This is a genomic window from Halofilum ochraceum, from assembly GCF_001614315.2.
In the GTDB taxonomy this organism is placed as follows: domain Bacteria; phylum Pseudomonadota; class Gammaproteobacteria; order XJ16; family Halofilaceae; genus Halofilum; species Halofilum ochraceum.
Genome location: NZ_LVEG02000018.1, coordinates 50,037 through 71,010 on the forward strand (window position 1 = coordinate 50,037; position 20,974 = coordinate 71,010).

The 20,974-nt window shown below is 65.6% G+C and carries 20 protein-coding genes and 1 tRNA gene; 7 read left to right on the plus strand and 14 right to left on the minus strand.

Going from position 1 to position 20,974, the window contains the following annotated elements; genetic code table 11:
• Positions 1-23: 23 nt before the first annotated feature.
• The 5 genes from dusA to A0W70_RS14290 form a co-directional block, all read right to left on the minus strand.
• Positions 24-1,013: a tRNA dihydrouridine(20/20a) synthase DusA gene (gene dusA, locus A0W70_RS14270; RefSeq protein ID WP_075109884.1), complete on the minus strand. Its 990-nt coding sequence runs from the start codon at positions 1,011-1,013 to the stop codon at positions 24-26.
• Positions 1,014-1,424: 411 nt separating this feature from the next.
• Complete coding sequence (locus tag A0W70_RS14275) at positions 1,425-2,252, minus strand: class I SAM-dependent methyltransferase (RefSeq protein WP_067563543.1); 828 nt, start codon at positions 2,250-2,252, stop codon at positions 1,425-1,427.
• A gap of 196 nt (positions 2,253-2,448) precedes the next feature.
• Positions 2,449-3,249: an ABC transporter permease gene (locus tag A0W70_RS14280; RefSeq protein ID WP_067563546.1), complete on the minus strand. Its 801-nt coding sequence runs from the start codon at positions 3,247-3,249 to the stop codon at positions 2,449-2,451.
• Entirely contained in the window at positions 3,249-4,175 is a 927-nt protein-coding gene (locus A0W70_RS14285) for an ABC transporter ATP-binding protein (protein WP_067563550.1), read from the minus strand. Before A0W70_RS14285 ends, A0W70_RS14280 begins: the two co-directional genes overlap by 1 nt.
• A 542-nt stretch (positions 4,176-4,717) precedes the next feature.
• A complete protein-coding gene (locus A0W70_RS14290) occupies positions 4,718-5,272 on the minus strand; it encodes a cob(I)yrinic acid a,c-diamide adenosyltransferase (protein ID WP_067563553.1) in 555 nt (184 codons plus the stop codon).
• 176 nt (positions 5,273-5,448) lie between these two features.
• On the opposite strand from A0W70_RS14290, the gene A0W70_RS14295 reads away from it, so the two are divergent.
• From A0W70_RS14295 to A0W70_RS14320, 6 genes are all read left to right on the plus strand, one after another.
• Positions 5,449-6,654 carry an MFS transporter gene (locus A0W70_RS14295; RefSeq protein ID WP_067563556.1) on the plus strand — a complete coding sequence of 402 codons (1,206 nt, stop codon included), beginning with the start codon at positions 5,449-5,451 and terminating at the stop codon, positions 6,652-6,654.
• A gap of 87 nt (positions 6,655-6,741) precedes the next feature.
• On the plus strand, positions 6,742-7,161 hold the full coding sequence (locus A0W70_RS14300) for a SufE family protein (RefSeq protein WP_067563561.1): 420 nt from the start codon (positions 6,742-6,744) through the stop codon (positions 7,159-7,161).
• An 8-nt stretch (positions 7,162-7,169) separates the two neighbouring features.
• On the plus strand, positions 7,170-8,030 hold the full coding sequence (locus tag A0W70_RS14305) for a glycine betaine ABC transporter substrate-binding protein (protein WP_067563564.1): 861 nt from the start codon (positions 7,170-7,172) through the stop codon (positions 8,028-8,030).
• 237 nt (positions 8,031-8,267) lie between these two features.
• Positions 8,268-9,230: an NAD(P)-dependent oxidoreductase gene (locus tag A0W70_RS14310; RefSeq protein ID WP_139150889.1), complete on the plus strand. Its 963-nt coding sequence runs from the start codon at positions 8,268-8,270 to the stop codon at positions 9,228-9,230.
• Positions 9,231-9,286: 56 nt separating this feature from the next.
• On the plus strand, positions 9,287-10,372 hold the full coding sequence (gene serC, locus A0W70_RS14315; protein ID WP_067563572.1) for a 3-phosphoserine/phosphohydroxythreonine transaminase: 1,086 nt from the start codon (positions 9,287-9,289) through the stop codon (positions 10,370-10,372).
• A 40-nt stretch (positions 10,373-10,412) separates the two neighbouring features.
• Entirely contained in the window at positions 10,413-11,660 is a 1,248-nt protein-coding gene (locus tag A0W70_RS14320; RefSeq protein WP_067563575.1) for a DUF1015 domain-containing protein, read from the plus strand.
• Between the two features lie 43 nt (positions 11,661-11,703).
• Here the strand turns inward: A0W70_RS14320 and A0W70_RS14325 are convergent, their stop codons facing one another.
• The 8 genes from A0W70_RS14325 to A0W70_RS14360 form a co-directional block, all read right to left on the minus strand.
• Positions 11,704-12,369, minus strand: coding sequence for an SOS response-associated peptidase (locus tag A0W70_RS14325; protein WP_070989741.1), 666 nt, complete (start codon positions 12,367-12,369; stop codon positions 11,704-11,706).
• A gap of 144 nt (positions 12,370-12,513) precedes the next feature.
• Positions 12,514-13,476, minus strand: a complete 963-nt coding sequence (speB, locus tag A0W70_RS14330) for an agmatinase (protein WP_067563581.1) — start codon at positions 13,474-13,476, stop codon at positions 12,514-12,516.
• A gap of 54 nt (positions 13,477-13,530) precedes the next feature.
• Entirely contained in the window at positions 13,531-14,286 is a 756-nt protein-coding gene (locus A0W70_RS14335; protein ID WP_067563585.1) for an SDR family NAD(P)-dependent oxidoreductase, read from the minus strand.
• The gene (locus A0W70_RS14340) at positions 14,283-15,062 is read right to left on the minus strand and encodes an SDR family NAD(P)-dependent oxidoreductase (RefSeq protein WP_067563589.1); all 780 of its coding nucleotides are present in this window, start codon (positions 15,060-15,062) and stop codon (positions 14,283-14,285) included. Before A0W70_RS14340 ends, A0W70_RS14335 begins: the two co-directional genes overlap by 4 nt.
• Before the next feature lie 55 nt (positions 15,063-15,117).
• Entirely contained in the window at positions 15,118-15,885 is a 768-nt protein-coding gene (locus A0W70_RS14345; protein ID WP_067563592.1) for a creatininase, read from the minus strand.
• A 50-nt stretch (positions 15,886-15,935) separates the two neighbouring features.
• A complete protein-coding gene (locus tag A0W70_RS14350; RefSeq protein WP_067563777.1) occupies positions 15,936-16,757 on the minus strand; it encodes an ABC transporter ATP-binding protein in 822 nt (273 codons plus the stop codon).
• 22 nt (positions 16,758-16,779) lie between these two features.
• On the minus strand, positions 16,780-17,604 hold the full coding sequence (locus A0W70_RS14355) for an ABC transporter permease (RefSeq protein ID WP_067563595.1): 825 nt from the start codon (positions 17,602-17,604) through the stop codon (positions 16,780-16,782).
• Positions 17,605-17,901: 297 nt separating this feature from the next.
• Positions 17,902-18,984, minus strand: coding sequence for an ABC transporter substrate-binding protein (locus A0W70_RS14360; protein ID WP_067563598.1), 1,083 nt, complete (start codon positions 18,982-18,984; stop codon positions 17,902-17,904).
• Between the two features lie 348 nt (positions 18,985-19,332).
• Between A0W70_RS14360 and A0W70_RS14365 the strand changes: the two genes are divergently transcribed.
• The gene (locus A0W70_RS14365) at positions 19,333-20,289 is read left to right on the plus strand and encodes a LysR family transcriptional regulator (protein WP_067563601.1); all 957 of its coding nucleotides are present in this window, start codon (positions 19,333-19,335) and stop codon (positions 20,287-20,289) included.
• A 440-nt stretch (positions 20,290-20,729) separates the two neighbouring features.
• Here A0W70_RS14365 and A0W70_RS14370 read toward each other — a convergent pair.
• Positions 20,730-20,805: transfer RNA gene (locus A0W70_RS14370), tRNA-Glu, on the minus strand.
• Positions 20,806-20,974 lie beyond the last annotated feature (169 nt).

Genomic DNA, 20,974 nt, shown 5'->3' on the forward strand with positions numbered 1-20,974 from the left:
CCGCGCATTCGCCGGGGCCAGGCTCAAACGGCCGCCCGCTCGGCTTCCGGCTCAGGCAATCGCGCCAGCGCCTGCTCGATGATCTCGGCGCCGCCCCCCGCGGCCGCGCCCTCGGCGAGCGTGCGTCGCCAGGCGCGGGCGCCCGGCTGGCCCTGGAAGAGGCCGCTCATGTGGCGCGTCATGTGGTGAATCGGCACGCCCTCCGCCAGGCGCGCGTGCACATAGGGCATATAGGCCGCGACCGCCTCATGCGGCGAATCCAGCGGATCCGGATCGCCCCAGAACCGGCTGTCCGCGCCGGCCAGCGACCACGGCGAACCGTAAGGGCCGCGTCCGAGCATGCACCCGTCGACCGCGGGGAGATGCCCCGCCGCCTCGTCGAGCGTGCGGATGCCGCCGTTGATCACGATCGGCAGGGCCGACCAGTCGCGCTTGAGCCGGTATACGCGCTCATAGTCCAGCGGCGGGATCTCGCGGTTTTCCTTCGGCGACAGCCCCTGCAGCCAGGCCTTGCGGGCGTGCACGATCAACGCCTCGGTGCCCGCCTCGGCCACGGCGGCGGTGAAGCGGTTGAGGTGTTCGTAACTGTCCTGGTCATCGATGCCGATGCGCGACTTGACTGTCACCGGGATCGAGACGGTCGCGCGCATCGCCCGCACGCACTCGGCGACGGTGTCCGGCTCCGCCATCAGACAGGCGCCGAAGGCACCGTTCTTCACGCGATCACTGGGGCAGCCGACATTGATGTTGACTTCGTCGTACCCGAAATCCTCCGCCATGCGCGCGGCCGCGGCCATGCGCTCGGGCTCGCTGCCCCCGATCTGCAGGGCCACCGGATGCTCGAACGGATCGTACGCCAGCAGCCGCGCCGGATCGCCATGGATCAGCGCGTTCGCAGTGATCATCTCCGTATACAGCAGCACACGCCGCGAGATCAGCCGCAGCAGATACCGGTCATGCCGGTCCGTGCAGTCCATCATCGGCGCGATGCTGAGCGTACGATCAAGCGTCATCGAACCACCTCCAGCCCCCGATTCTACCAACCCGCCCCGCTACGGCGAATGCCGCGGCTGAGCAATGCCGGTTAGAACCACGAATGAACACGAATGGACACGAATGCTGCCGCAGGGCCGATCAGCCGCGGAGGAGCGGTGCTGAGAGCGCCGTGGGGCGGACGCGGGGATAAGAACCACAGATAAACACAGATAAAGTCAAAAGAAGGGGCCGTAGCGCCGGGGCAATCGGTCGGGACCTGCAACTGATCGCCTTTGACTTTCATCTGTGTCCATCTGTGTTCATCTGTGGTTCAAAACGAGACTCCATTCGCCACAGACACCTCAGCGAAGCTCCCGAGAGCCAGCCACGCCCTGCGGCAGCATTCGTGTCCATTCGTGTTCATTCGTGTTCATTCGTGGTTCTTAAAGTCACTTCTCAGCGACGAGATAAGCGATCCACGAAGCGTAGTCCGGTATTTCCTCGGCCTCGTCGAACTGGTCGATGGGTTCGTCGGTCTCGTCGTCGAAGGCCTGGACGTACATGCGGGTGCGGGAGAAGCCGGCCTCCAGGAGGAGTTCGCGCAGTTCCTTCGCGCCCCACAGGCGCCAGTTGTAGGAGAAGGCGCGGTCGAGGCGGGAGCCGTCCGGGAAGCGGAAGTGGATGAAGCAGACCATCTCGGCGGCGATGGGATTGTAGGCCGCCTGCTCCCAGATGTAGGTGAAGCCGTCGAGCTCGGTTTTTTCCTTCTGGCAGCGGTGCGCCTCGTAACCGCCGAAGGCGTCGAAGAAGGCGATGCCGTCATCGACCAGCGACTCGCGGATGCGCTCGAAGTAGCGCTTCATCGTCGCCCGCTCCTGGAAGAACCAGTAGCTGAAGTTGAACGCCTGGACGATATCGAACGGCCCGGCGTCGACCGTCAGCACGTCCTCCGGCAGCAGATCGATGCGCTGCTTCTGATCCGGGCTCAGCGGCGCGACGTTGTTGTCGAAGCCCCAGCCGAGGACCTCCGGATCGACATCGACGCCGATGGCGCTGTTATCGGGGTGGCGGCGGACCCATTCGCAGGCCGACAGCGCCGTGCCGCAGAAGTCCTCGCGGATCGATTTCGGCCGGCGGCCGCGCAGGTCCTGGAAGGTCTGCTCGACGAAATCGAGTTCGAAATCCACCCCCTGCACGGCGAGCTGGTAGAGCTCATGCGGGTCGACCGAATCGGCCATGCGGGGCGTGTCCTTCTGCTTCGTTTTCGTCTTCGCCATGGCTTCGGTTACTCCGTTCGATGTTGGCGATGGGCCAGGCCCTGCTGGGCCATGCGGGAACCTCTGATTGTCGGGAATCCTGTAGGTCGGGCTTACAGCCCGACACTCGTAAGCCCCTGATCTGTCGGGCTGGAAGCCCGACCTACATCGCTCCCCAACGCGCTGCGTGGCTTCAATCAGCGCTTCCCTGGCCGGCTCAACTCTTGATGCCGGTGCCGCGGTTGAGCAGGTACAGGGCCCAGCCGCCCAGGCCCAGGATAAAGACCAGGATGAGCGCGAAGGCCACGGCGACCGGGATGTCCGAAACGCCGAGGAAACCGTAGCGGAACGCGTTGACCATGTAGAGGATCGGGTTCAGCAGCGACGCCCCCTGCCAGAACGGCGCCAGCAGCGAGATCGAATAGAACACGCCGCCGAGATAGGTCAGCGGGGTCAGCACGAAGGTCGGCACGATCGAGATGTCGTCGAAGCTCTTCGCGTAGATCGCGTTGATGAAGCCGCCGATCGCGAACACCGTCGCGGTCAGGATCGCGATCAGCACGACCAGCAGCGGATGCGCGAACGACAGATCCGTGAACACGGCCGCGACGATGGTCACCAGCACGCCCACCGTCAGGCCCCTGGCCACGCCGCCGCAGACGTAACCGGCCAGGATCAGCCAGTTCGGCACGGGCGCGATCAGCAGTTCCTCGATGTGGCGCTGGAACTTGGTGCCGTAGAACGAGGACACCACGTTGCCGTACGAGTTCGTGATGATCGACAGCATGATGATGCCGGGCACGATGTAGTCCATGTACGTGTACCCGTCCATCGGCCCGATCCGGCGCCCGATCAGGTTGCCGAAGATCAGCAGGTACAGGCCCGTAGTGATCGCCGACGGCAGGATGGTCTGCACCCAGATCCGGGCGAAGCGGTGGATCTCCTTCAGGACGATGGTCTGGAAGGCGACCCAGTTGCGCCACCAGGCCGTCGGTATTGCGCTGTCACCGTATGCCATCAGGCCGCATCCCGCCGCTGGTCCTCGACCAGGCGCATGAAGAATTCCTCGAGCCGGTTGGTCTTGTTGCGCATCGACAGGACCTCGACGCCCTGCTCGGAGAGCGCCTCGAACAGGCGGTTGATGCCGGTGTCGCGCGGTACCTCGACTTCGAGCGCACCATCCAGGCGCGGGGTCATGCTGTAGCCCTCGATCGGATTCAGACCGGTCACGCCACCGCGGACATTGAGCACGAAGGTCTCGTAATTGAGCTTGTGCAGCAGCTCGGACACCGTGCCGTACTCGACGATCCGGCCGTGGTTGATGACCGCTACCGTGCTGCAGAGGCTCTCGGCCTCCTCAAGGTAGTGGGTCGTGAGGATGATCGAGATGCCGCGCCGGTTGATGTCCTCCAGGAAGCGCCACATCGAGCGCCGGATCTCGATATCCACGCCAGCCGTCGGCTCGTCCAGGATCAGCAGGCGCGGTTCATGGATCAGCGCGCGCGCGATCATCAGACGCCGCTTCATGCCGCCGGAGAGTTCCCGCGACACCACGTCGCGCTTCTCCCAAAGGCCCAGCTGCTTGAGGTAGCGCTCGGCGCGCTCACGCGCGCGGCTGCGCGGGATGCCGTAGTAGCCCGCCTGGTTGAGCACGATCTGGATGACCGTCTCGAACTGGTTGAAGTTGAACTCCTGCGGGACCAGCCCGATCGAGGCCTTCGCCCCGGCGAGATCGGTATCGAGGTCGTGACCGAACACCGAGACCTCGCCGGCGGTCTTGTTCACCAGCGAGGCGATGATGCCGATCGCGGTCGACTTGCCGGCGCCATTTGGCCCCAGCAGCGCAAAGAATTCGCCTTCGGCGACGTCGAGGTCGATCCCGCGCAGCGCATAGACGCCGTTCGGGTACCGCTTCTCGAGATTACGGATGGTAAGCGCGTTCATGGGATTCGACTGGTTTACGGCCCCGACGGGCGCCTGTTCACGGGCCCGGGGCGCTGATGACGGTGCGGAACCGCGGGAGTTTACGCGATCGGGGCGGTTGGTGTAAGGCCATGGGGGCGTGCGCCGGGAGCCGCAGTGCAATTTTGGTTCTCGCCAAGGCGCGGAGGGCGCCAAGGGACGCAAAGGAAATCGAGAATAAGGCGATTGTCGGACAGGCAGCTTTACCGCCTCGGTTCGCTAAAACCGCGCGCGTGCGCTTCGCGCAAACGCGCCTACGAAACCAGGACGGCCATTCCCGTGCAGTAGGCGCGTTTTCGCCGCAAGGCGAACGCGCGCATCGACCGGCGAAAGCCTCAACTTCCTGGCAGGAGCGTGCCGGCATTGCCCGGCGCGCGAACCGGCGTTTCCATCCGACCCGCCCGTCCGTCGCGCCGGGCAAGGCCGGCCTACGATTTCCTTCGCGTCCCTTGGCGGGCTTTGCGTCTTGGCGAGAACCCTTACTGCACCTCCACGCCGAGGCGACATCCAGGCCGCCGCACGCATCACACCGCGTTGCGATCGCGCTGCCAGATGACCTCGGAGCCGCCCTCGCGGCGGGCGAGCACACGGCCGAACACGAACAGCAGGTCGGACAGGCGGTTCAGGTACGCCAGGCCCTGCGGGTTCACGTCCTCCTCACGGGCCAGCGTATGCACCCGGCGTTCCGCGCGGCGGCAGACGGTTCGCGCCAGGTGGCACACGGAGGCGGCGGGGCCGCCGCCCGGCAGGATGAAGTCCTTCAGCGGCGGCAGATCGGCGTTGTGCTCGTCGAGCTTCTGCTCGAGCCACTCGACCTGCGCCGGCACGACGGCCGAGTACCCCGGCACGCAGAGTTCTCCGCCCAGGTCGAACAGATTGTGCTGAACCTCGATCAGGATCCCCGCGATCGACTCCGGCAGATCCTGCGCCAGCAGCATGCCGATCACGCTCGACAGCTCGTCGACCGTGCCATAGGCCTCGACCCGGGCCGCGTCCTTCTCGGTGCGCGAACCGTCGCCGAGACCGGTGGTGCCGGCATCGCCGGTGCGGGTGTAGATCTTCGAAAGACGATGGCCCATGCGCGGGCTCCCGGGTGACTGCGGTGGAGGTGCGCCGTCGGCGACAGCCCCAGGATTTTCCATCACCAGTGCCGGTCGGCACAATATCCCGTATCCCGCGACGTTCGTACGAGCGCCCGGCGCCGGCCTCTTGCCGGCCCCGGGCGTCGTCCATCGCCCTGCAAATGGAGTAGCGCGTGCTCGGCCTTCGGGTGTTCCTGTTCTTCGCCGGCGGGTTCTTCCTGTCGTACCTCTACCGGTCCGTCAATGCGGTGCTGGCGCCCGATCTGATCGCCGATCTCGGCCTCCGTGCCGACCAGCTGGGCCTGCTCACCAGCGTGTACCTCCTCGCCTTCGCCAGCTTCCAGCCCGTGCTGGGCGTGCTGCTGGACCGGTTCGGCCCGCGCCGCGTGGAGGCTGCCCTGCTCTTGCTGGCGGCCGGGGGCGCGCTGGTCTTCGCCGCGGCTGAGGGCATGACGGGCCTGCTGGTCGGCCGCGCGCTGATCGGCGTTGGTGTCTCGGCCTGCCTGATGGGCGGGCTCAAAGCCAATGTGCTCTGGTTCGACGGGCCGCGGCTGGCATTGGTCAACGGTCTGCTGTTGGCCGCGGGCGGGCTGGGCGCCGTCTGCGCCGGTCTGCCGATCGAGTTCGGCCTGCAGTGGACGGACTGGCGCGGCATCCTCGTGGGCCTCGCGGCGCTCACGCTGCTGCTGGCGGCCGGGATCGCCCTGGGCGTGCCGGAACGCACGGCGCCGGACGGTGTCCCCGGGCGCCGAGAGCTGTTGGCCGGCCTGCGCCGCGTGTATGCCAGCCGTCTGTTCTGGCGGGTGGCGCCGGCGACCATGCTGTCGCAGGGGGCGTTCCTCGCCACACAGGGGCTGTGGGCCGGCCCGTATCTTGCGGACGTATCCGGACTCGACCGCCGCGCGGTCGCGACCCATCTGTCCGCGATCGCCGCCGCCATGGCGGTCGGCTTCCTGCTGAGCGGCGTCGTCACCGAGCGCCTCGAACGCCGCGGCATTACGCCCCTGCAGGTCGCGGGCGGCGGCATGATCCTGTTCGTCGCGGTCCAGATCCTGATCCTGGCGTTCCCCGACGGCCCCACGCTCCTGCTGTGGTGCGCATACGGGTTGTGCGGCACGGCCGGCATCATCACATTTACTACACTGGCTCGCGGATTCGGCGCGGCGCTGACCGGACGCGCCAATACGGCCGTCACCCTGGTGACCTTCGCCAGTGCGTTCGCGATCCAGGCCTTGACCGGCGCCCTGCTGGAATATTTCCCGGGCCGCGCCGCCGGCGCGTACGCGCCCGCCGGCCATCGCCTCGCGCTCGCCGCCGTGATCGGGGCGCAGGCGATCGCGCTGATCTGGTACTGCATACCCGAGCGCAGCCGACGCTGAGGCGTTTGGGCGGATTCGCGGGCCCGGGTATCATGGGCAGGGTAGCGGGTCCTCCCGCGGCCCTTACTGCAGGAGTGGACGAAAACCGTGTCGATTGATCGTGTCATTACCGCCTTCGAGATGATGCCGAGCTGGCAGGACCGGTATCGCCTCATCATCGACATGGGGCGCAAGCTGCCGGAACTGTCGGAAGAGCACTATGCCGACGAGAATCTGCTCGACGGCTGCATGAGTAATGTCTGGATGACGGCCGCGCGCGACGACTCGTCGGACCCGCCGGTCATGCGTTTCGAAGCGGACAGCGATTCCCAGATCGTCAAGGGGCTGATCGCGATCGTGTTCGAGGTGTTCAACAACCGCCCGCCGGAAGAGGTGGTCACCACCGACATCGAATCGGTCTTCCAGCAACTGGAGCTCGAACAGCACATCTCCAGCGGCCGCCGCAACGGGCTGTCGTCGATGGTCCGGCGCGTGCGCGAACTGGCCCAGGCCGAGCTGGCGGCCTGATCCCCCCGATGAAAAACGCGCTCCTCCAGGTGGCCGCGCTCGCACTGGCGCTCGCGGCGACCCCGTTGGCCGCGCGCGAACCGATCCGGATCGGCTGGACGGCATGGTCGGACGGCGTCTTCGTCACCCGTCTCGCCGCCCGCGTCATCGAGGCCGAACTCGACCAACCCGTAGAACTGGTGCGGGCAGGGATCGCCGAACAGTACCAGGGGATCGCCTCCGGGCGCCTCGACGCCATGCTTATGTCGTGGCAGCCGCAAACCCACGGCCCGTATATCCGCCGCGTGGCCGGCCGCGCCGAGGACCTCGGCGCCCTCTACACCGGCGGCCGTCTCGGCTGGGCCGTGCCCGCGTATGTGCCGCGCGATGCGATCGCCTCGATCGCCGATCTCGATGACGCCGAGGTGCGTGAACGCCTGGGCGGGCGGATCACCGGCATCGAACCCGCTTCCGGCCTGATGCGGCTGTCACGCCGGGCCGTCAGCGCCTACGGCCTCGAGGGCTACACGCTGGAGCCCGGCGGCGGCCCCGCCATGGGCCGGGCGCTCACCGGGGCGATCGAGGCCGGCGAGTGGATCGTCGTGACCGCCTGGAGCCCGCACTGGATGTTCGCCGCCTTTGATCTGCGCTACCTCGATGACGAGCGCGGCATCCTCGGGGGCAGCGAGCGCGTGCACGCGCTGGCAAGGCCCGGATTCCACGCCGATCACCCGGCCGTGGCCGAACTGCTGGGCCGGATGTGGCTGCCGCGGGCGGAGCTCGAGGGCGCCCTGCTCGATGCACATGAGGACTCCACGAACGCGGCCGTGACCCGCTACATCGAGGCCCACCCGGACCGGATCGCCTACTGGGTCAGTGGCGACCACTGACTCCGTCCCCCCCGTGGTCGCCGCCGTCTGCCTTGAGGCGACCCCTTCTGCACCCTGCGCGTCACCAGCCGCCGGAGGCCGCCTGCAGCGCCTTGTGGCTATTTTTCGGCGCGTGACATAATCATTCGCCCTGTCCCGGCCGCGCCGGCCCGTTGCGGCGTGCACTCGCCCGCGACTCGCCCAGCGACCGGTACGGCCCGCCCGAACGCCGCACATGCGCGCCCCGAAGGAGTGACCATGAAGATCCTCTTCGCAGACAAGTTTCAGCAGGCATACCTGGGAGACCTCAAGGCCCAGGGCCACGACTGCGATCTCCAGCCCGATCTGTCCGCCGAGGACCTGCCGGCGCACGTCGCCGGCGCCGAAGTGCTCATCGTGCGCAGCACGAAGATCACGCGCGCGACCATCGAGGCCGCCGACGAACTCAAGCTGATCATCCGCGCCGGCGCCGGCACCAATACCATCGACAAGGAGGCTGCGGCCGAAAAGAACATCCCGGTCTGCAACGTGCCCGGCAAGAACGCGGTCGCCGTCGCCGAATTGGCCTTCGGCCTGTTGCTGGCGATCGACCGCAATATCCCGGACAACGTGATCGAGCTGCGTCAGGGCCAATGGAACAAGAAGAAGTACTCGAAGGCCGAGGGCATCATGGGCCGCCACATCGGCATCGTGGGCCTGGGCGGTATCGGCCTCGCGCTCGCGGAACGGGCCGCGGCGTTCGGCATGCATGTCCATGTCGTGCGCAAGACCGGCCGTGACGAGGAACCCACCCGGCGCCTGCAGGCCATCGGGGTGCAGGAGCGGGACGACCTGCAAGAGCTGGTGAGCCACTGCGACGTCGTTTCGTTCCACGTACCGGCAACCGCCGATACGAAGGGCATGATCAACGCGGATCTGCTCGGCCATTTCCAGGCCGGCGCGATCCTGCTCAACACATCACGCGGTGAGATCGTCGACGAACCCGCGCTCATCAAGGCGATGGACGACAAGGGCATCCGCGCCGGCCTCGACGTCTACAATGATGAACCGGGCGCCGCCCAGGGCGAATTCGATTCGGCGCTCGCGCGGCATCCGAACGTCTACGGGACGCACCATATCGGCGCTTCGACCGAACAGGCACAGAACGCGATCGCCGCCGAGGTGGTCCGCATGCTTGAGGAATTCGGCCGCGGCAACGTGCTGCACTGCGTCAACCTGTAAAAGAAACCATCGCGCCGGCCCTACCAACGGCCGACGCCAGGCAAGGGAAGAGAACCATGACCAATCGCGTGTACAACTTCTGCGCCGGCCCCTGCACGCTGCCCCTCGAGGTCCTCGAGGAAGCGCAGCAGGAGTTCGTGGACTACCACGGCACCGGCATGTCGCTGATCGAGATGACCCACCGCGGCCCGGAATACGAGGCCGTGCACAACGAGGCGGTCGAGCTCGCGCGCGAAATCTATGGCGCCCCGGACGACTTCGATGTCCTGTTCCTGCAGGGCGGCGCCACGCTGCAGTTCGCCATGATCCCGATGAATATCCTCAAGCCCGGCGAGAAAGGCGCCTACATCGGCTCCGGCGCCTGGGCCTCCGGCGCGTTCAAGGACGCCCAGAAGTACGGCGACGTCTACTTCGCGTGGGACGGCAAGGCGGAGGGTTACACCCGCATGCCGGCCTCGAACGAGATCGAGCTGCAGCCGGGGACGCGCTATCTCCACATCACCTCGAACGAGACCATCGGCGGCATCCGCATGACCGAGTGGCCGGAGGTCGATGTCCCCATGATCGCCGACATGTCCTCCGACTACATGTCGCGGCCGATCCCCTGGGAGAAGTTCGACCTCGTCTACGGCGGCGCCCAGAAGAACCTCGGCCCGGCCGGCGCGGCGCTCGTGTTCGTGCGCAAGTCCGTGCTCGCGGACTGCAACACCGACATCGGTGAGTACCTGCGCTACTCCGTGCACGCCGAGAAGAACTCGCTGTTCAACACCCCACCCGTGTTCACGATCTACATGATCGGCAAGGTGCTGAAGTGGATGAAGGCGAAGGGCGGCCTGTCCGTCATTGAACAGGAGGCGGCGCAGAAGGCCGGTCGACTCTACGATGTCATCGACAACAGCGGCGGCTGGTACAGCTGCCCGGTCGCGACCGAGAACCGCTCGCACATGAACGTCGTGTTCCGCCTGCCGAGCGAGGACCTGGAGAAGAAGTTCATCAAGGAGGCCGACGCCGCCGGGATGAAGAATCTCAAGGGCCACCGCAGCGTCGGCGGCTGCCGCGCCAGCATCTACAACGCCATGCCATATGAGGGCGTCGAAGCACTGGCGCAGTTCATGGAGCAGTTCCGGAAAGACAACGGTTGACCACCAGGTACCGCCGGGAGGCGGCACGGGAGCGAACGGCATGACGGCGATCCGACCCTTTCAGTGCTACTACGCCAGCCCGGATCTGGCGCACGATGTCGCATGCCCGGCGTATGACGCCATGACGCCGGGCCAGCGCCATGAGTTCGCGCTGACCCATCCGCTGAACTACCTCAACGTCATGCGCTCCACCGAGGAGTATCCCGAGGATCAGCGGCCGCCGTTTGACGAGAACCTGCAGCGCAACTCGGCGAAACTGCAGGAACTGATCCGCAACCGGGTGTTCGTGTTCAACAATCGCCCGGGCGTGTATGTCTATCGGCTCAGCGTCGACGATCATGAGCAGACCGGTCTGATCGCCGAGATCCCCGTGGACGAGTTCGATTCCGGCGGCATCAAGAAGCACGAGCATACCCGCCGCGACAAGGAAGACGTGCTCATCCGCTATCGCGACGAGGTCCGCGCCAGTTCGACCCCGATCAGTCTGACCTACCCCTCCGACCCGGCCGTGGACGAGGTCGTCGCCCGGGCAAAGGAGGAGGCGCCGCTGATCGATTTCACCTCCGACGACGGCGTACACCAGACCATCTGGTTCGTCGGCGATCGCGCGGAAATCGGACACCTCCAGAAGGCGTTCCAGCAGCACGGCGCGCTCTACCTGACCGACGGCCATCACCGCACGGCGGTCTGCCAGAAATGGGCGGCCAAGCGGCGCGCCGAAAACCCGAACCACACGGGCGATGAACCGTACAACTACGTGCTGACGGCCATCTTCCCCGACGACCAGATGCGCATCCTCGAGTACAACCGCCTCGTGCACGATCTCGGCGGGCTGTCCCACGACGAACTGCTGGAGCGGATCGGCGAGCACTTCACGGTCGAGCCCCTGAACGTGGTGGCGGCCGACGAGGCGCGGCCACAGGAGCGTCACACGTTCTCGATGCACCTGGGCAGCAAGTGGTATTCGCTGAAGGCGCCCGAGGGGCTGGTGCCGGAGGACGATCCGGTCCGCTGCCTCGATGTCTGTCTGCTGCAGGATTACATCCTCGGCCCGATCCTTGGCATCGAGGACCCGCGCAGCGACCCGCGCATCGATTACGTGCCGGGGGCATTCGGTCTGGACGAGATCGAGCGGCGCGTGTTCGGCGGCTGGGCCGTCGGTTTCGCCTGCTACCCGACATCGGTGCGGGAATTGATGGCGATCGCCGACGCCGGCGAAGTGATGCCGCCGAAATCCACGTGGTTCGACCCCAAGGTGCGTTCCGGCCTGCTGGTACGCCTGCGCTGACTGGATCCTGGCGGGGCTCCGCTCGGACGCACCTCACGGCCGATCAATCCCCGTTGTCACCGGCCTCCGTCTGCACACGCACGCACGCCGGATCGTCATTCTCGGGACGATTCACGCGCCGGCTGACCGGATCGATCGCCAGGGCGCCCGCATCAGCGCCCGCCACGGCGTCGATCGCATCCGCCGGCGTCGCCGCCTCCAGCCAGGCGGCGGCCACCTCATCCGACGGGACCACCACGGGCATGCGCTGATGGATCGGCGCGCAGCGCGTGTCCGCATCCCGGGTCAGGATCGCCAGCGTCGGCCGATCGTTCGCATCCCGTGCCGCGAGACCGGCAAAGAAGAACAGGGCGTCGTCCGGGCGGTGAAACAGCCAGGGCCGCTTTGGCCCGGTGTCCGCCGTCTGCCATTCGTACCAGCCGTCGGCGGGCACCAGGCACCGCCCCGCCGCGCAGGCCCGCCGGAACATCGGCCGCTCGGCCGCCCCCTCGATCCGCGCATTGATCGGTGCACGCCGGCCCACCGGCAACCAGTGCGGATGGAACCCCCACAACGCCAGCCGCGTCACGCGTTCGCCTTCGCGGTCACGACCCAGCGTCAGTACCTGTTGCCCGGGCGCGATGTTGTAGCGCGGCGGCACACCCCCTGCGATCTCCGGATCGATCCACGGATGCCCGGTAGGGTTACGAAGTGTGTAGCGACCGCACATGGTTCAAAGGTTAGCACCCGTATGAGGGATCGCGAGCAAGCTCGCTCCTACATGAGTTCTGCCACCGGCGTGCAGATTGACCTGTAGGAGCGAGCTTGCTCGCGATAGCTTATCACCCACCGGACCGTCACGGTCCCCGCCGGCTCACTTGCGCTTCGCGACCGCCTCCGAGAGCACGCACAGCAGCTCGAACATCATCGTGGCCCCCGTCAACGCGGTAATCCCGGCACTGTCGAACGGCGGGGAGACCTCCATGACATCGGCACCCACGAGGTTCAGCCCCCGGAGGCCGCGGATCATGCGCTGGGCCTCGACCGAGGTGAAGCCGCCCACTTCGGGCGTCCCCGTGCCGGGGGCGTAGACCGGATCGAGGGCGTCCACATCGAACGTCACATAGGTCGGCACATCGCCGACGACGGAGCGGATTTCCTTGACGGCACCGTCCGGGCCAAGGTCGAAATACTCCTCGATCTCCATCACCCGGATGCCCTGCTCGTGCGCCCAGTCCAGATCGCTGGCCGAGTACATCGACCCGCGGATCCCCACCTGGATAATCCGCTTCGGGTCGAGGATGCCCTCCTCGATCGCGCGCCGGAACGGCGTCCCGTGCGTGTAGGGGTTGTCGCCGAAGTAGGTGTCGTTGGTATCCGAATGCGAGTCGAACTGCACCATTGCCATGGGCTGATCGCCCGCGATGCCGCGCAGGATCGGGAGCGTGCCGAGGTGATCCCCGCCCGCGGTCAGCGGCACCGCACCCGCTTCGTGTATCCGCCGATAGAAATCCCGCCCACGGTCCAGCGTGTCCCGGATATCGATCGGATTGACGGGGACATCGCCCAGATCGGCGATCCGGCACAGATCATACGGCGCGATCCGGCTCGCCTGATGCACCAGACGCATCATGGTCGAATTGCTGCGGATCTCGCGCGGTCCGTGGCGCTGACCGACCCGATTGGTCGAGCCGCTGTCCCACGGGAAACCGACCAGGGCGATATCGACCTCGGCCGGATCCTCGATCTGCGGCAGCCGCATGAAGGTGGAACGGCCCGCGAACCGCGGCAATTCACTGCCACCGATGGGGCGGAAAAAAGAATCCTCGTACACCATTTCCAGTCTCCTTGCTGATCTTCGGGATACGTACGGCGGCAGTGATGCCGGCGGTCAGTACATGACGCTGCCGCCATTGACCCCGAACGTCTGCCCCGTGATGAATGTCGCCTTCGGCCCGGCGAGGAACGTCGCCATGGCGGCGATCTCATCGGGGCGGCCGATCCGGCGGAGCGGGATATCGCTCTCCTGTGCGCGCTGTTCCTCGCTCATCACATCGGCGCCGAGCATGTCCGTGTCCACCGGCCCCGGTCCGATCGCGTTCACGAGGATGTCAGGGGCGAATTCCAGCGCCCAGGTACGGGTCATGGCGCCAATCCCGGCCTTCGACGCGCAGTAGGCCGTATTCCGCGCACGTCCGAGATAGCCGAGGTCGGACGCGATATTGATGATGCGGCCACCGCCGCCCTGTTCCACCATCCAGCGGATCGACTCGCGGCCGACCAGAAAGGTGCCGCGCAGATTGACTCCGATCACCCGGTCAAAATCGGCCGCCTCGGTATCGAGCAGCGGCTGTTCATGCAGGATGCCGGCATTGTTGACGACGACGTCGAGTCCACCCAGGACGTCGATCGCGCCGGTCACCAGTGCCTTGCTCTCGTCCTCTCGCGATACATCGGCCTCGATCGCCGCGGCGGCGGCATCGCGTGTCCGCAGTTCATCGCGCGTGGCCTCGGCTTCTTCCCGGCTGCCGTGGTAACCGAACGCCACCCGCGCGCCGTCGTCCGCAAGCGCCATCGCGATGGCCCGGCCGATGCCACGCGAGCCGCCGGTAACCAGGGCGCGCACGCCCGCGAGTGATCCACTCATGCCATCACCTCCCCGCGATCGATCGGGATCGCCTGACCGGTCACGTTCGCCGCGGCGTCCGACGCCAGGTAGAGATACAGCCCGGCCACGTCGTCGGGTTCCATGAGACCGCCCAGCGACTGGTCGGCCGCGAGCTCTTCCGCCATCTCCTCCTCGCTCACGCCCTTCTCCTCGGCCATGACGGCCAGCGAACGCAGCGAGGCCTCGGTCTTCACCCAACCGGGACAGACCGCATTGACGCGCAGGCCCTTGGGACCCAACTCCCGCGACAGCGTCCGGGCGATGCCGATCAGGGCATGTTTGGACGCCGCATAACCGGCGAACCCCGGAACGGCGGTCCGCCCCCAGATCGAGGACGTGATGAGGATGCGGCCGCCCGCATCCATTTTCTGAATCGCCGCGCGCGTCACCCACCATGTGCCCAGCACATTCACGTCGATGATCCGGCGGAAGGCGTCATCGACGGCCGTGTGCACTTCACCGACCGGGGTCGGAAGCTCGATACCGGCGTTGTTGACCAGTACATCGAGCGTCCCGATCCCATCGAGCGCCTTGCGTACCGCCGCTTCATCAGAGATATCGCAGCGCTGGGCCCGAACGCGGATGCCCGCTTCCTCGCCGATGGTTCGCGCCGCCTGCTCCACCGTGGCGTCTTCGGCGATGATCGACACCCTTGCGCCAGCCAACGCGAAAGCCCGGGCAACCGCATAGCCGATCCCCCGGCTGGCACCGGTGACCAGTACGGTCTGACCGCTGAAATCGAACCCCACGCTCATGACGATCCCCCGCCCTTTTCCGATCGATGGTCGGCCGCGTACACGGCTGCCGTATTCACTCGATCAACTCGTGACGCACGGCGGCCGCCATATCCCGCCGGTACTGCTCGGCCATCAGTGCGCCCTTCTCGGCCGATGCGGCCGCGGCCGAGGTCAGCGATCCCGTCTTCGGCACCCACTCGGGTCTGGCGGGCCAGACATCGTATGGCGGCGCATCCATCGGTTCGTTGTCCGGGATACGGTCGCTGCGCACGAGTTGCGGGTAGAAATGCAGCATCAACGACGTCTCCAGCACGGCCGCGTGCTCCAGTTCGATCCCCGGATACCCATCCGGAAAAACCTGGTCGAGCGTCTCGCGATCGAGGAATTCCCAGTGCTGCAGACACATCACCCTGAGGCCCGAATCGCCGACTTCCCGCATGACGAGGTCAATACCCTCATTGAGGAACCACAGGTTCTCGAAGTGGCCGTCGATCACGCAGACCCGGCGCACACCGTGGCGCGCGAGTTCGCGGATCACGTCGCGGATGACGGCGCTCAGGGTCGCACCGTCGAGCCCGGTGCTGCCGGGGAAGGAGGGACCACCGCCCGATCGCGGCATCGACTTGTAACCGTAGTTCACGGCCGGGGCGACGATCCCGTCGACCTCCCGCGCCACCATCTCCGCAATAGCGGTTGGCAGCAGATGGTCCACCCCCATCGGCAGATGCGGGCCATGCTGCTCGGTCATGCCGGTCGGCAGGAACACCACGGTGTCCTCGCGCAGGCGCTCGGCAAACTCGGGCCAGGTCATCTCGGCCATCATTACGGTCGCGGGATTCATGGATACTCCATCACGCTCTACTGGTTCATCGCCGGCTCAACGGTGCCGGTTCAGTGATCGGCGTCATCGCCGCCCTGCTCCCGCATCAACTTCAGGATATGACGCTCGAGATCGCCGTACCCGTCGAGGCCGATCAGGTCTTCCTTGGTTGTAATCCGTTTGCCCCGCTTGAAATCCGGGATGATCTCCTCATGCACGGTGCCCGGATGGCGGGACATGAATTCGATCCGATCACCGAGGAAGATCGCTTCTTCGATGTCATGCGTCACCATGAGCACCGTCGTGTTCGCGGCCTCGACGATGCTCATCATCAATTCCTGCATGTGCCACCGCGTCTGGGCATCGAGTGCACCGAAGGGCTCATCCATCAACAGGATGGTGGGGTCATTCGCCAGCGTACGGGCGATCGCCACGCGCTGTTTCATCCCGCCGGACAACTGCTTCGGGTACGAGTGACTGAATTTGGTGAGGCCGACAAGCTCGATGAAATGCGCGGCGCGCTCGCGGCGCTCCTTTTTCGGCACTCCGTTCAGGCGCATGCCGTATTCGACGTTCGCCTGCACGGTCAGCCAGTCGAACGAGGTGTAGGCCTGAAAAACCATGCCGCGCTCACGGTCCGCGCCGGCGATCGGGTGACCGTCCAGCATCAGTTCCCCCGAGCTCGGCTCCTCCAGGCCCGCGACCATGCGCAGAACGGTCGACTTGCCGCAGCCCGAAGGGCCAAGCAGGACGCAGACCTCATTTTCCGGCGTCTCGAACGAGACCCCCTTGATCGCCTCGATATCCTCGCCGTGGCGCACGCGGAACGTCTTGCTCACGTCCTGCAGGCGCAACTTCGCCGATACGCCCGCGGTTGTCGTCGCACTCGTCATCTGCGGCTCCATCGTTTGGCTCCTAACGCTCGCCCTGATCGAGGTAGGGGAATAACACGCGATACAGCCAGCGGAACATCACATCGAACAACAGGCCCAGCACGCCGATCGTCAGGATGCCGGCCATGATGTCGTCGGTATGCAGGAACCGCCGCGCGCGCATCATCATGGCGCCTATCCCGGTGGTCGACGCGATGATCTCGGCGATCACGAGGTAGGTCCACGCGATCGCCAGCATCTGCCGCATGGCGATCAGGACGTTCGGCAGAACGGCGGGCACGACCACGGTCCAGAGGATCTGCGAGCGATTCCCTCCGAGTGTCATGGCCGTTTCGATCAGCTCGGCCCGGACCTGCGCGGTGTGATCCATGATCAGCGTGATCAGGAAGAAGATCACGCCCAGGAACAGCAGCGCGAGCTTGGGCTCTTCGCCCGTGCCGAACCACATCAGCAGGATCGGAATGAATGCCGGCGCCGGGAGGTAACGCCAGGCGGACACGAATGGGTTGACGAACGCCTCGACCGCCTTGAACGACCCCATGAGGATACCGAGCGGAATGGCGATGACGCAGGCGACGCCGAAACTGCCGAGAATACGGGCGATACTGATACCGACATCGGACAGGAAGCCGCGTTCGGCGAACAATTCGTAGAGCGTAACCAGAACATCGACCGGTGAGGGCACCAGCAGCGGATTCACCCAGCCGCTGAGAACGGCGACCTCCCAGATCCCGAAAAAGATCACCCAGATCGAGACGCCAAGGATCAGTTTCCATGGCTGCCCCAGCGGCGTGAGGAACTCGAACCACCGGCGACGGTAGACGCTGTTTCCGGCGCGCGTTGTCATGCACTGCCTCCCTGTCGCGGTTGCCGCACTCCCGGGATGCCTTCGCGGAGAATCGTTGCCCTGGCCGGCCCATGGCACATCGAACCCGCCTGTTCGGCGCATCGATCCGCCTTGCTCCGCCGGGACTCACCCCCGGCATCGCTCCTGGAGATTCCGCGACGGATCGCGGCATGGCCGTGATCGCTTTGGGACACGCACATCAGGAACATGGTTTTCCCCGAACGGCCTCCGGAGTGGTGCAGCGGCAGAAAAAAAGCGGGAGGACCGGCGTGCGATCACTCCCGCTCAGGACCACGCTCAATTGGCCGAAATCGACTGACGGAATCCCTCGTCGACCAGTTCCTCGGTCAGACTGCAGTCATAACCCGCCTCGGGGTCGTAGACCTCATCCATCAGACCGAGCTTGACCCACCACTCATTGGTCAATTGGACGCTCGCCGCCATCGAACCGTTCTTGATGCCATGCGGCGGATCCCCGTCCAGTGCCCCGCAGATCTGCGCGACCTCATTGAAGTCCAGCATATACAGACCATCTTCGAGGTATTTGCCGTTGGTACCGACAACCGACTCCACATCGGCCTTTGACCATTGCAGATAGTCGGCGAACAACTGATTCACTTCGTCGGTATTTTCATTCCAGTACTCAACCCCCTGGAACCGCGCCTTGATCATATCCTTCGCCGCCGTCCGGCGGTTCTTGATGAATTCCGTATTCATGTACATCGCGTCCATGAAGATACCGGTATTCAGATAACGGGGCTGACGGGTATCGGCCACGACGCTCGCGGCATCGATATTTTCGAGAACCCGTGTCACCCAGGGCTCGTACATGTAGGCGGCGGCAAGATCGCCGGACATGGCCGGGCCAACCGCCTCGTCGGCATTGAGGTTGACCCACTCCACGTCATCCGGGGCGAGACCGATGCTGTCGAGCCACATGCCCGCCAGGATCTCGCCGATATAGGCCTGCGGCGCGGCGACCTTGCGGCCCTTCAGTTCTTCGGGGCTGAGGTCTTTGGTCATCACGACCTTGTCCACGCCGTAGGAGATATTCAGCATCGATACGAGCGCCACGTCGGTATCGCGCGCGATGGTGAACGGGGTGTATTCGGCCGTGCTCAGGTACACGTCGATCTGCCCGGCCGCCAGAGCGGCGTGCCCGCCGAGGGGATCCTCGAAAATCGTGAGGTTCAGATCGTATTCCTCTGCCAGGCCCTTCTGGCGGGCCACCTCGAGGAAAGAGAAACCGGGCCATGAGACGTTGAGGCCGATGTTTACGGTCTCTTTGGCCTGCGCCGGCGTAATGCCGGCCAGCAGCAAGGAGGAAGCGGCCAGAACCGTGGCCAGCAGGGAATGTCGTTTGGAGAAAGTCCAGCTCATCGTGGTACCCCCAAGGCAGGAACCTTGTTTTGTCCGTTCCGCCGCGACGACGGGCAGTGTGTTCAATCATCACCGGATTCTTTCCGGCGCGGCCGCTGCCCGACCGTTGCGCCTTGCCCATGCAGCCATGGGACTCTTCCGAGTGTGGTCCCGAATTCCACCCCCGACCATTCCCGTATTTCAAAGCGGAGTTTGCGAGGCGACAAAGTAATCCCGCTCCGGCCGCGGGAACGGGCCCGGTGGGGTCGGGCCAATTCCGATCCCGCCGCGTTTCTGCCAGGATGAGCCGCAAGGGTGACCGGGCCGTACCTGCACACGAACGACCGGCCCCGCCATGGTCGATACCGCATGACGGCAAGGCATACCAACGTCCCGAACCTGACCGACTTCGACCTGAAGCTGCTCCGGGTCTTTCATGCGGTCGTCCAGTGCCAGGGGCTTGCCGCGGCGCAACCGGTGCTCGGTCTGTCGCTGTCCACCATCAGTATCCAGTTGAAGCAGCTTGAAGAGCGGCTGGGCTTCACCCTCTGCGAACGGGGCCGCAAGGGTTTCGCGCTCACCGAGGAAGGTGAACGCATCCACGACAGCCTGAAGCCGCTGTTCGAGTCCATCGGCGGCTTCCGCGATGTCGTCGCGGAGGTACGGGGCAGTCTCAGCGGCGATCTGCATTTCGGCGTCGTCGACGCACTGGCGACCAATCCGGACGCCTCGCTGCCAGCGGCGTTCCAGGCATTCGCCCGGCAGGCACCGGACGTACACCTGCATGTCGACGTCTCCTCGCCGGAAGAATTGAGCCAGGGGCTCGTCGAGGGCCGTTATCACTGCATCCTCACGCCCGTCCTGCCGGAGCCGGACTCGCTGGACAGCGTCCCCGTGTTCGAGGAGCTGCAACGACTCTACTGTGGCGTGGACCACCCCCTGTTCGCCGAGGAGGATACGGAACGGATCCTGGAGGCACTGGAATCCGCGACCTTCGTCGGCAAAAGCTATGTCTCGCTGCCCTCGATCCGCGACCCGCGCACACAGGTGGAGGGGCCCGTCGTATCGCACATGGAGAGCAATGCCCTGTTGATACTCAGCGGCAGCTATGTGGGCTATCTGCCTGAACATTTCGCGGCCCACTGGGTCCAGGAAGGCCGGATGCGCGCGCTCGCGCCGGAGCGCATCGCGTTCGCGACGCGCTTTTATCTCGCGACCCACAAGTACCACTGCTCGCGGTCGGTGCAGGCCTTCCGTGACTGCATGCTGGAGGTGTTGAAGCCCCGCGAGGCAGCGGCAGACGTGGCCTCGGGGGGATCCGACTGAGGCGGTCGGGCCGGAATTCCGGTGGGGGCTTCAAGGAGGAATGCGGGGTTGCCGGGGCTCGACACTAAAAAGCCCGGCTGGTCGGCCGGGCTTAATTTGTATGGCGTCCCCAAGGGGATGGCGCGACCCATCCATGGGCCGCGTCCTTCGGACTCGCTTCGCTCGCGCCGGATTGCTCCCGGCAATCCGGTCGAACCCGGAGGGGTACTGCTGCACCCTCGGACACCCCCATACAAAAAAAGCCCGGCTGGTCAGCCGGGCTTTGTTTGTATGGCGTCCCCAAGGGGATGGCGCGGCCCGTCCGTGGGCCGCGTCCTTCGGACTCGCTTCGCTCGCGCCGGATTGCTCCCGGCAATCCGGTCGAACCCGGAGGGGTTCTGCTGCACCCTTGAACACCCCATACAAAAAAAGCCCGGCTGGTCAGCCGGGCTTTGTTTGTATGGCGTCCCCAAGGGGATTCGAACCCCTGTTGCCGCCGTGAGAGGGCGGAGTCCTCGGCCACTAGACGATGGGGACCTTGTTCTGGTCGTCACTCACACCGTAACGCGGGCGGTAATTTCGGCAGTAGTGGAGCCGAACCCGCTCCTGATCGGCCGCATATGATAGTGCAGATCGGCCCGTTACGGAACCACCCCGGGTTCGACGCAGCCCGCTTTCGGGTGGATAATTGTTGCGTGGGCACGCA

What these genes read in the sequence shown, in the direction of transcription:
- A0W70_RS14280 (WP_067563546.1), bottom strand. Translation starts at nt 3,249, where the DNA reads ATGGCATACGGTGACAGCGCAATACCGACGGCCTGGTGGCGCAACTGG.
- A0W70_RS14320 (WP_067563575.1), top strand. Translation starts at nt 10,413, where the DNA reads ATGACGGCGATCCGACCCTTTCAGTGCTACTACGCCAGCCCGGATCTG.
- serC (WP_067563572.1), top strand. Translation starts at nt 9,287, where the DNA reads ATGACCAATCGCGTGTACAACTTCTGCGCCGGCCCCTGCACGCTGCCC.
- A0W70_RS14335 (WP_067563585.1), bottom strand. Translation starts at nt 14,286, where the DNA reads ATGAGTGGATCACTCGCGGGCGTGCGCGCCCTGGTTACCGGCGGCTCG.
- A0W70_RS14345 (WP_067563592.1), bottom strand. Translation starts at nt 15,885, where the DNA reads ATGAATCCCGCGACCGTAATGATGGCCGAGATGACCTGGCCCGAGTTT.
- A0W70_RS14325 (WP_070989741.1), bottom strand. Translation starts at nt 12,369, where the DNA reads ATGTGCGGTCGCTACACACTTCGTAACCCTACCGGGCATCCGTGGATC.
- A0W70_RS14275 (WP_067563543.1), bottom strand. Translation starts at nt 2,252, where the DNA reads ATGGCGAAGACGAAAACGAAGCAGAAGGACACGCCCCGCATGGCCGAT.
- A0W70_RS14350 (WP_067563777.1), bottom strand. Translation starts at nt 16,757, where the DNA reads ATGACGAGTGCGACGACAACCGCGGGCGTATCGGCGAAGTTGCGCCTG.
- dusA (WP_075109884.1), bottom strand. Translation starts at nt 1,013, where the DNA reads ATGACGCTTGATCGTACGCTCAGCATCGCGCCGATGATGGACTGCACG.
- A0W70_RS14310 (WP_139150889.1), top strand. Translation starts at nt 8,268, where the DNA reads ATGAAGATCCTCTTCGCAGACAAGTTTCAGCAGGCATACCTGGGAGAC.
- speB (WP_067563581.1), bottom strand. Translation starts at nt 13,476, where the DNA reads ATGGTGTACGAGGATTCTTTTTTCCGCCCCATCGGTGGCAGTGAATTG.
- A0W70_RS14285 (WP_067563550.1), bottom strand. Translation starts at nt 4,175, where the DNA reads ATGAACGCGCTTACCATCCGTAATCTCGAGAAGCGGTACCCGAACGGC.
- A0W70_RS14290 (WP_067563553.1), bottom strand. Translation starts at nt 5,272, where the DNA reads ATGGGCCATCGTCTTTCGAAGATCTACACCCGCACCGGCGATGCCGGC.
- A0W70_RS14360 (WP_067563598.1), bottom strand. Translation starts at nt 18,984, where the DNA reads ATGAGCTGGACTTTCTCCAAACGACATTCCCTGCTGGCCACGGTTCTG.
- A0W70_RS14355 (WP_067563595.1), bottom strand. Translation starts at nt 17,604, where the DNA reads ATGACAACGCGCGCCGGAAACAGCGTCTACCGTCGCCGGTGGTTCGAG.
- A0W70_RS14340 (WP_067563589.1), bottom strand. Translation starts at nt 15,062, where the DNA reads ATGAGCGTGGGGTTCGATTTCAGCGGTCAGACCGTACTGGTCACCGGT.
- A0W70_RS14305 (WP_067563564.1), top strand. Translation starts at nt 7,170, where the DNA reads ATGAAAAACGCGCTCCTCCAGGTGGCCGCGCTCGCACTGGCGCTCGCG.
- A0W70_RS14365 (WP_067563601.1), top strand. Translation starts at nt 19,333, where the DNA reads ATGACGGCAAGGCATACCAACGTCCCGAACCTGACCGACTTCGACCTG.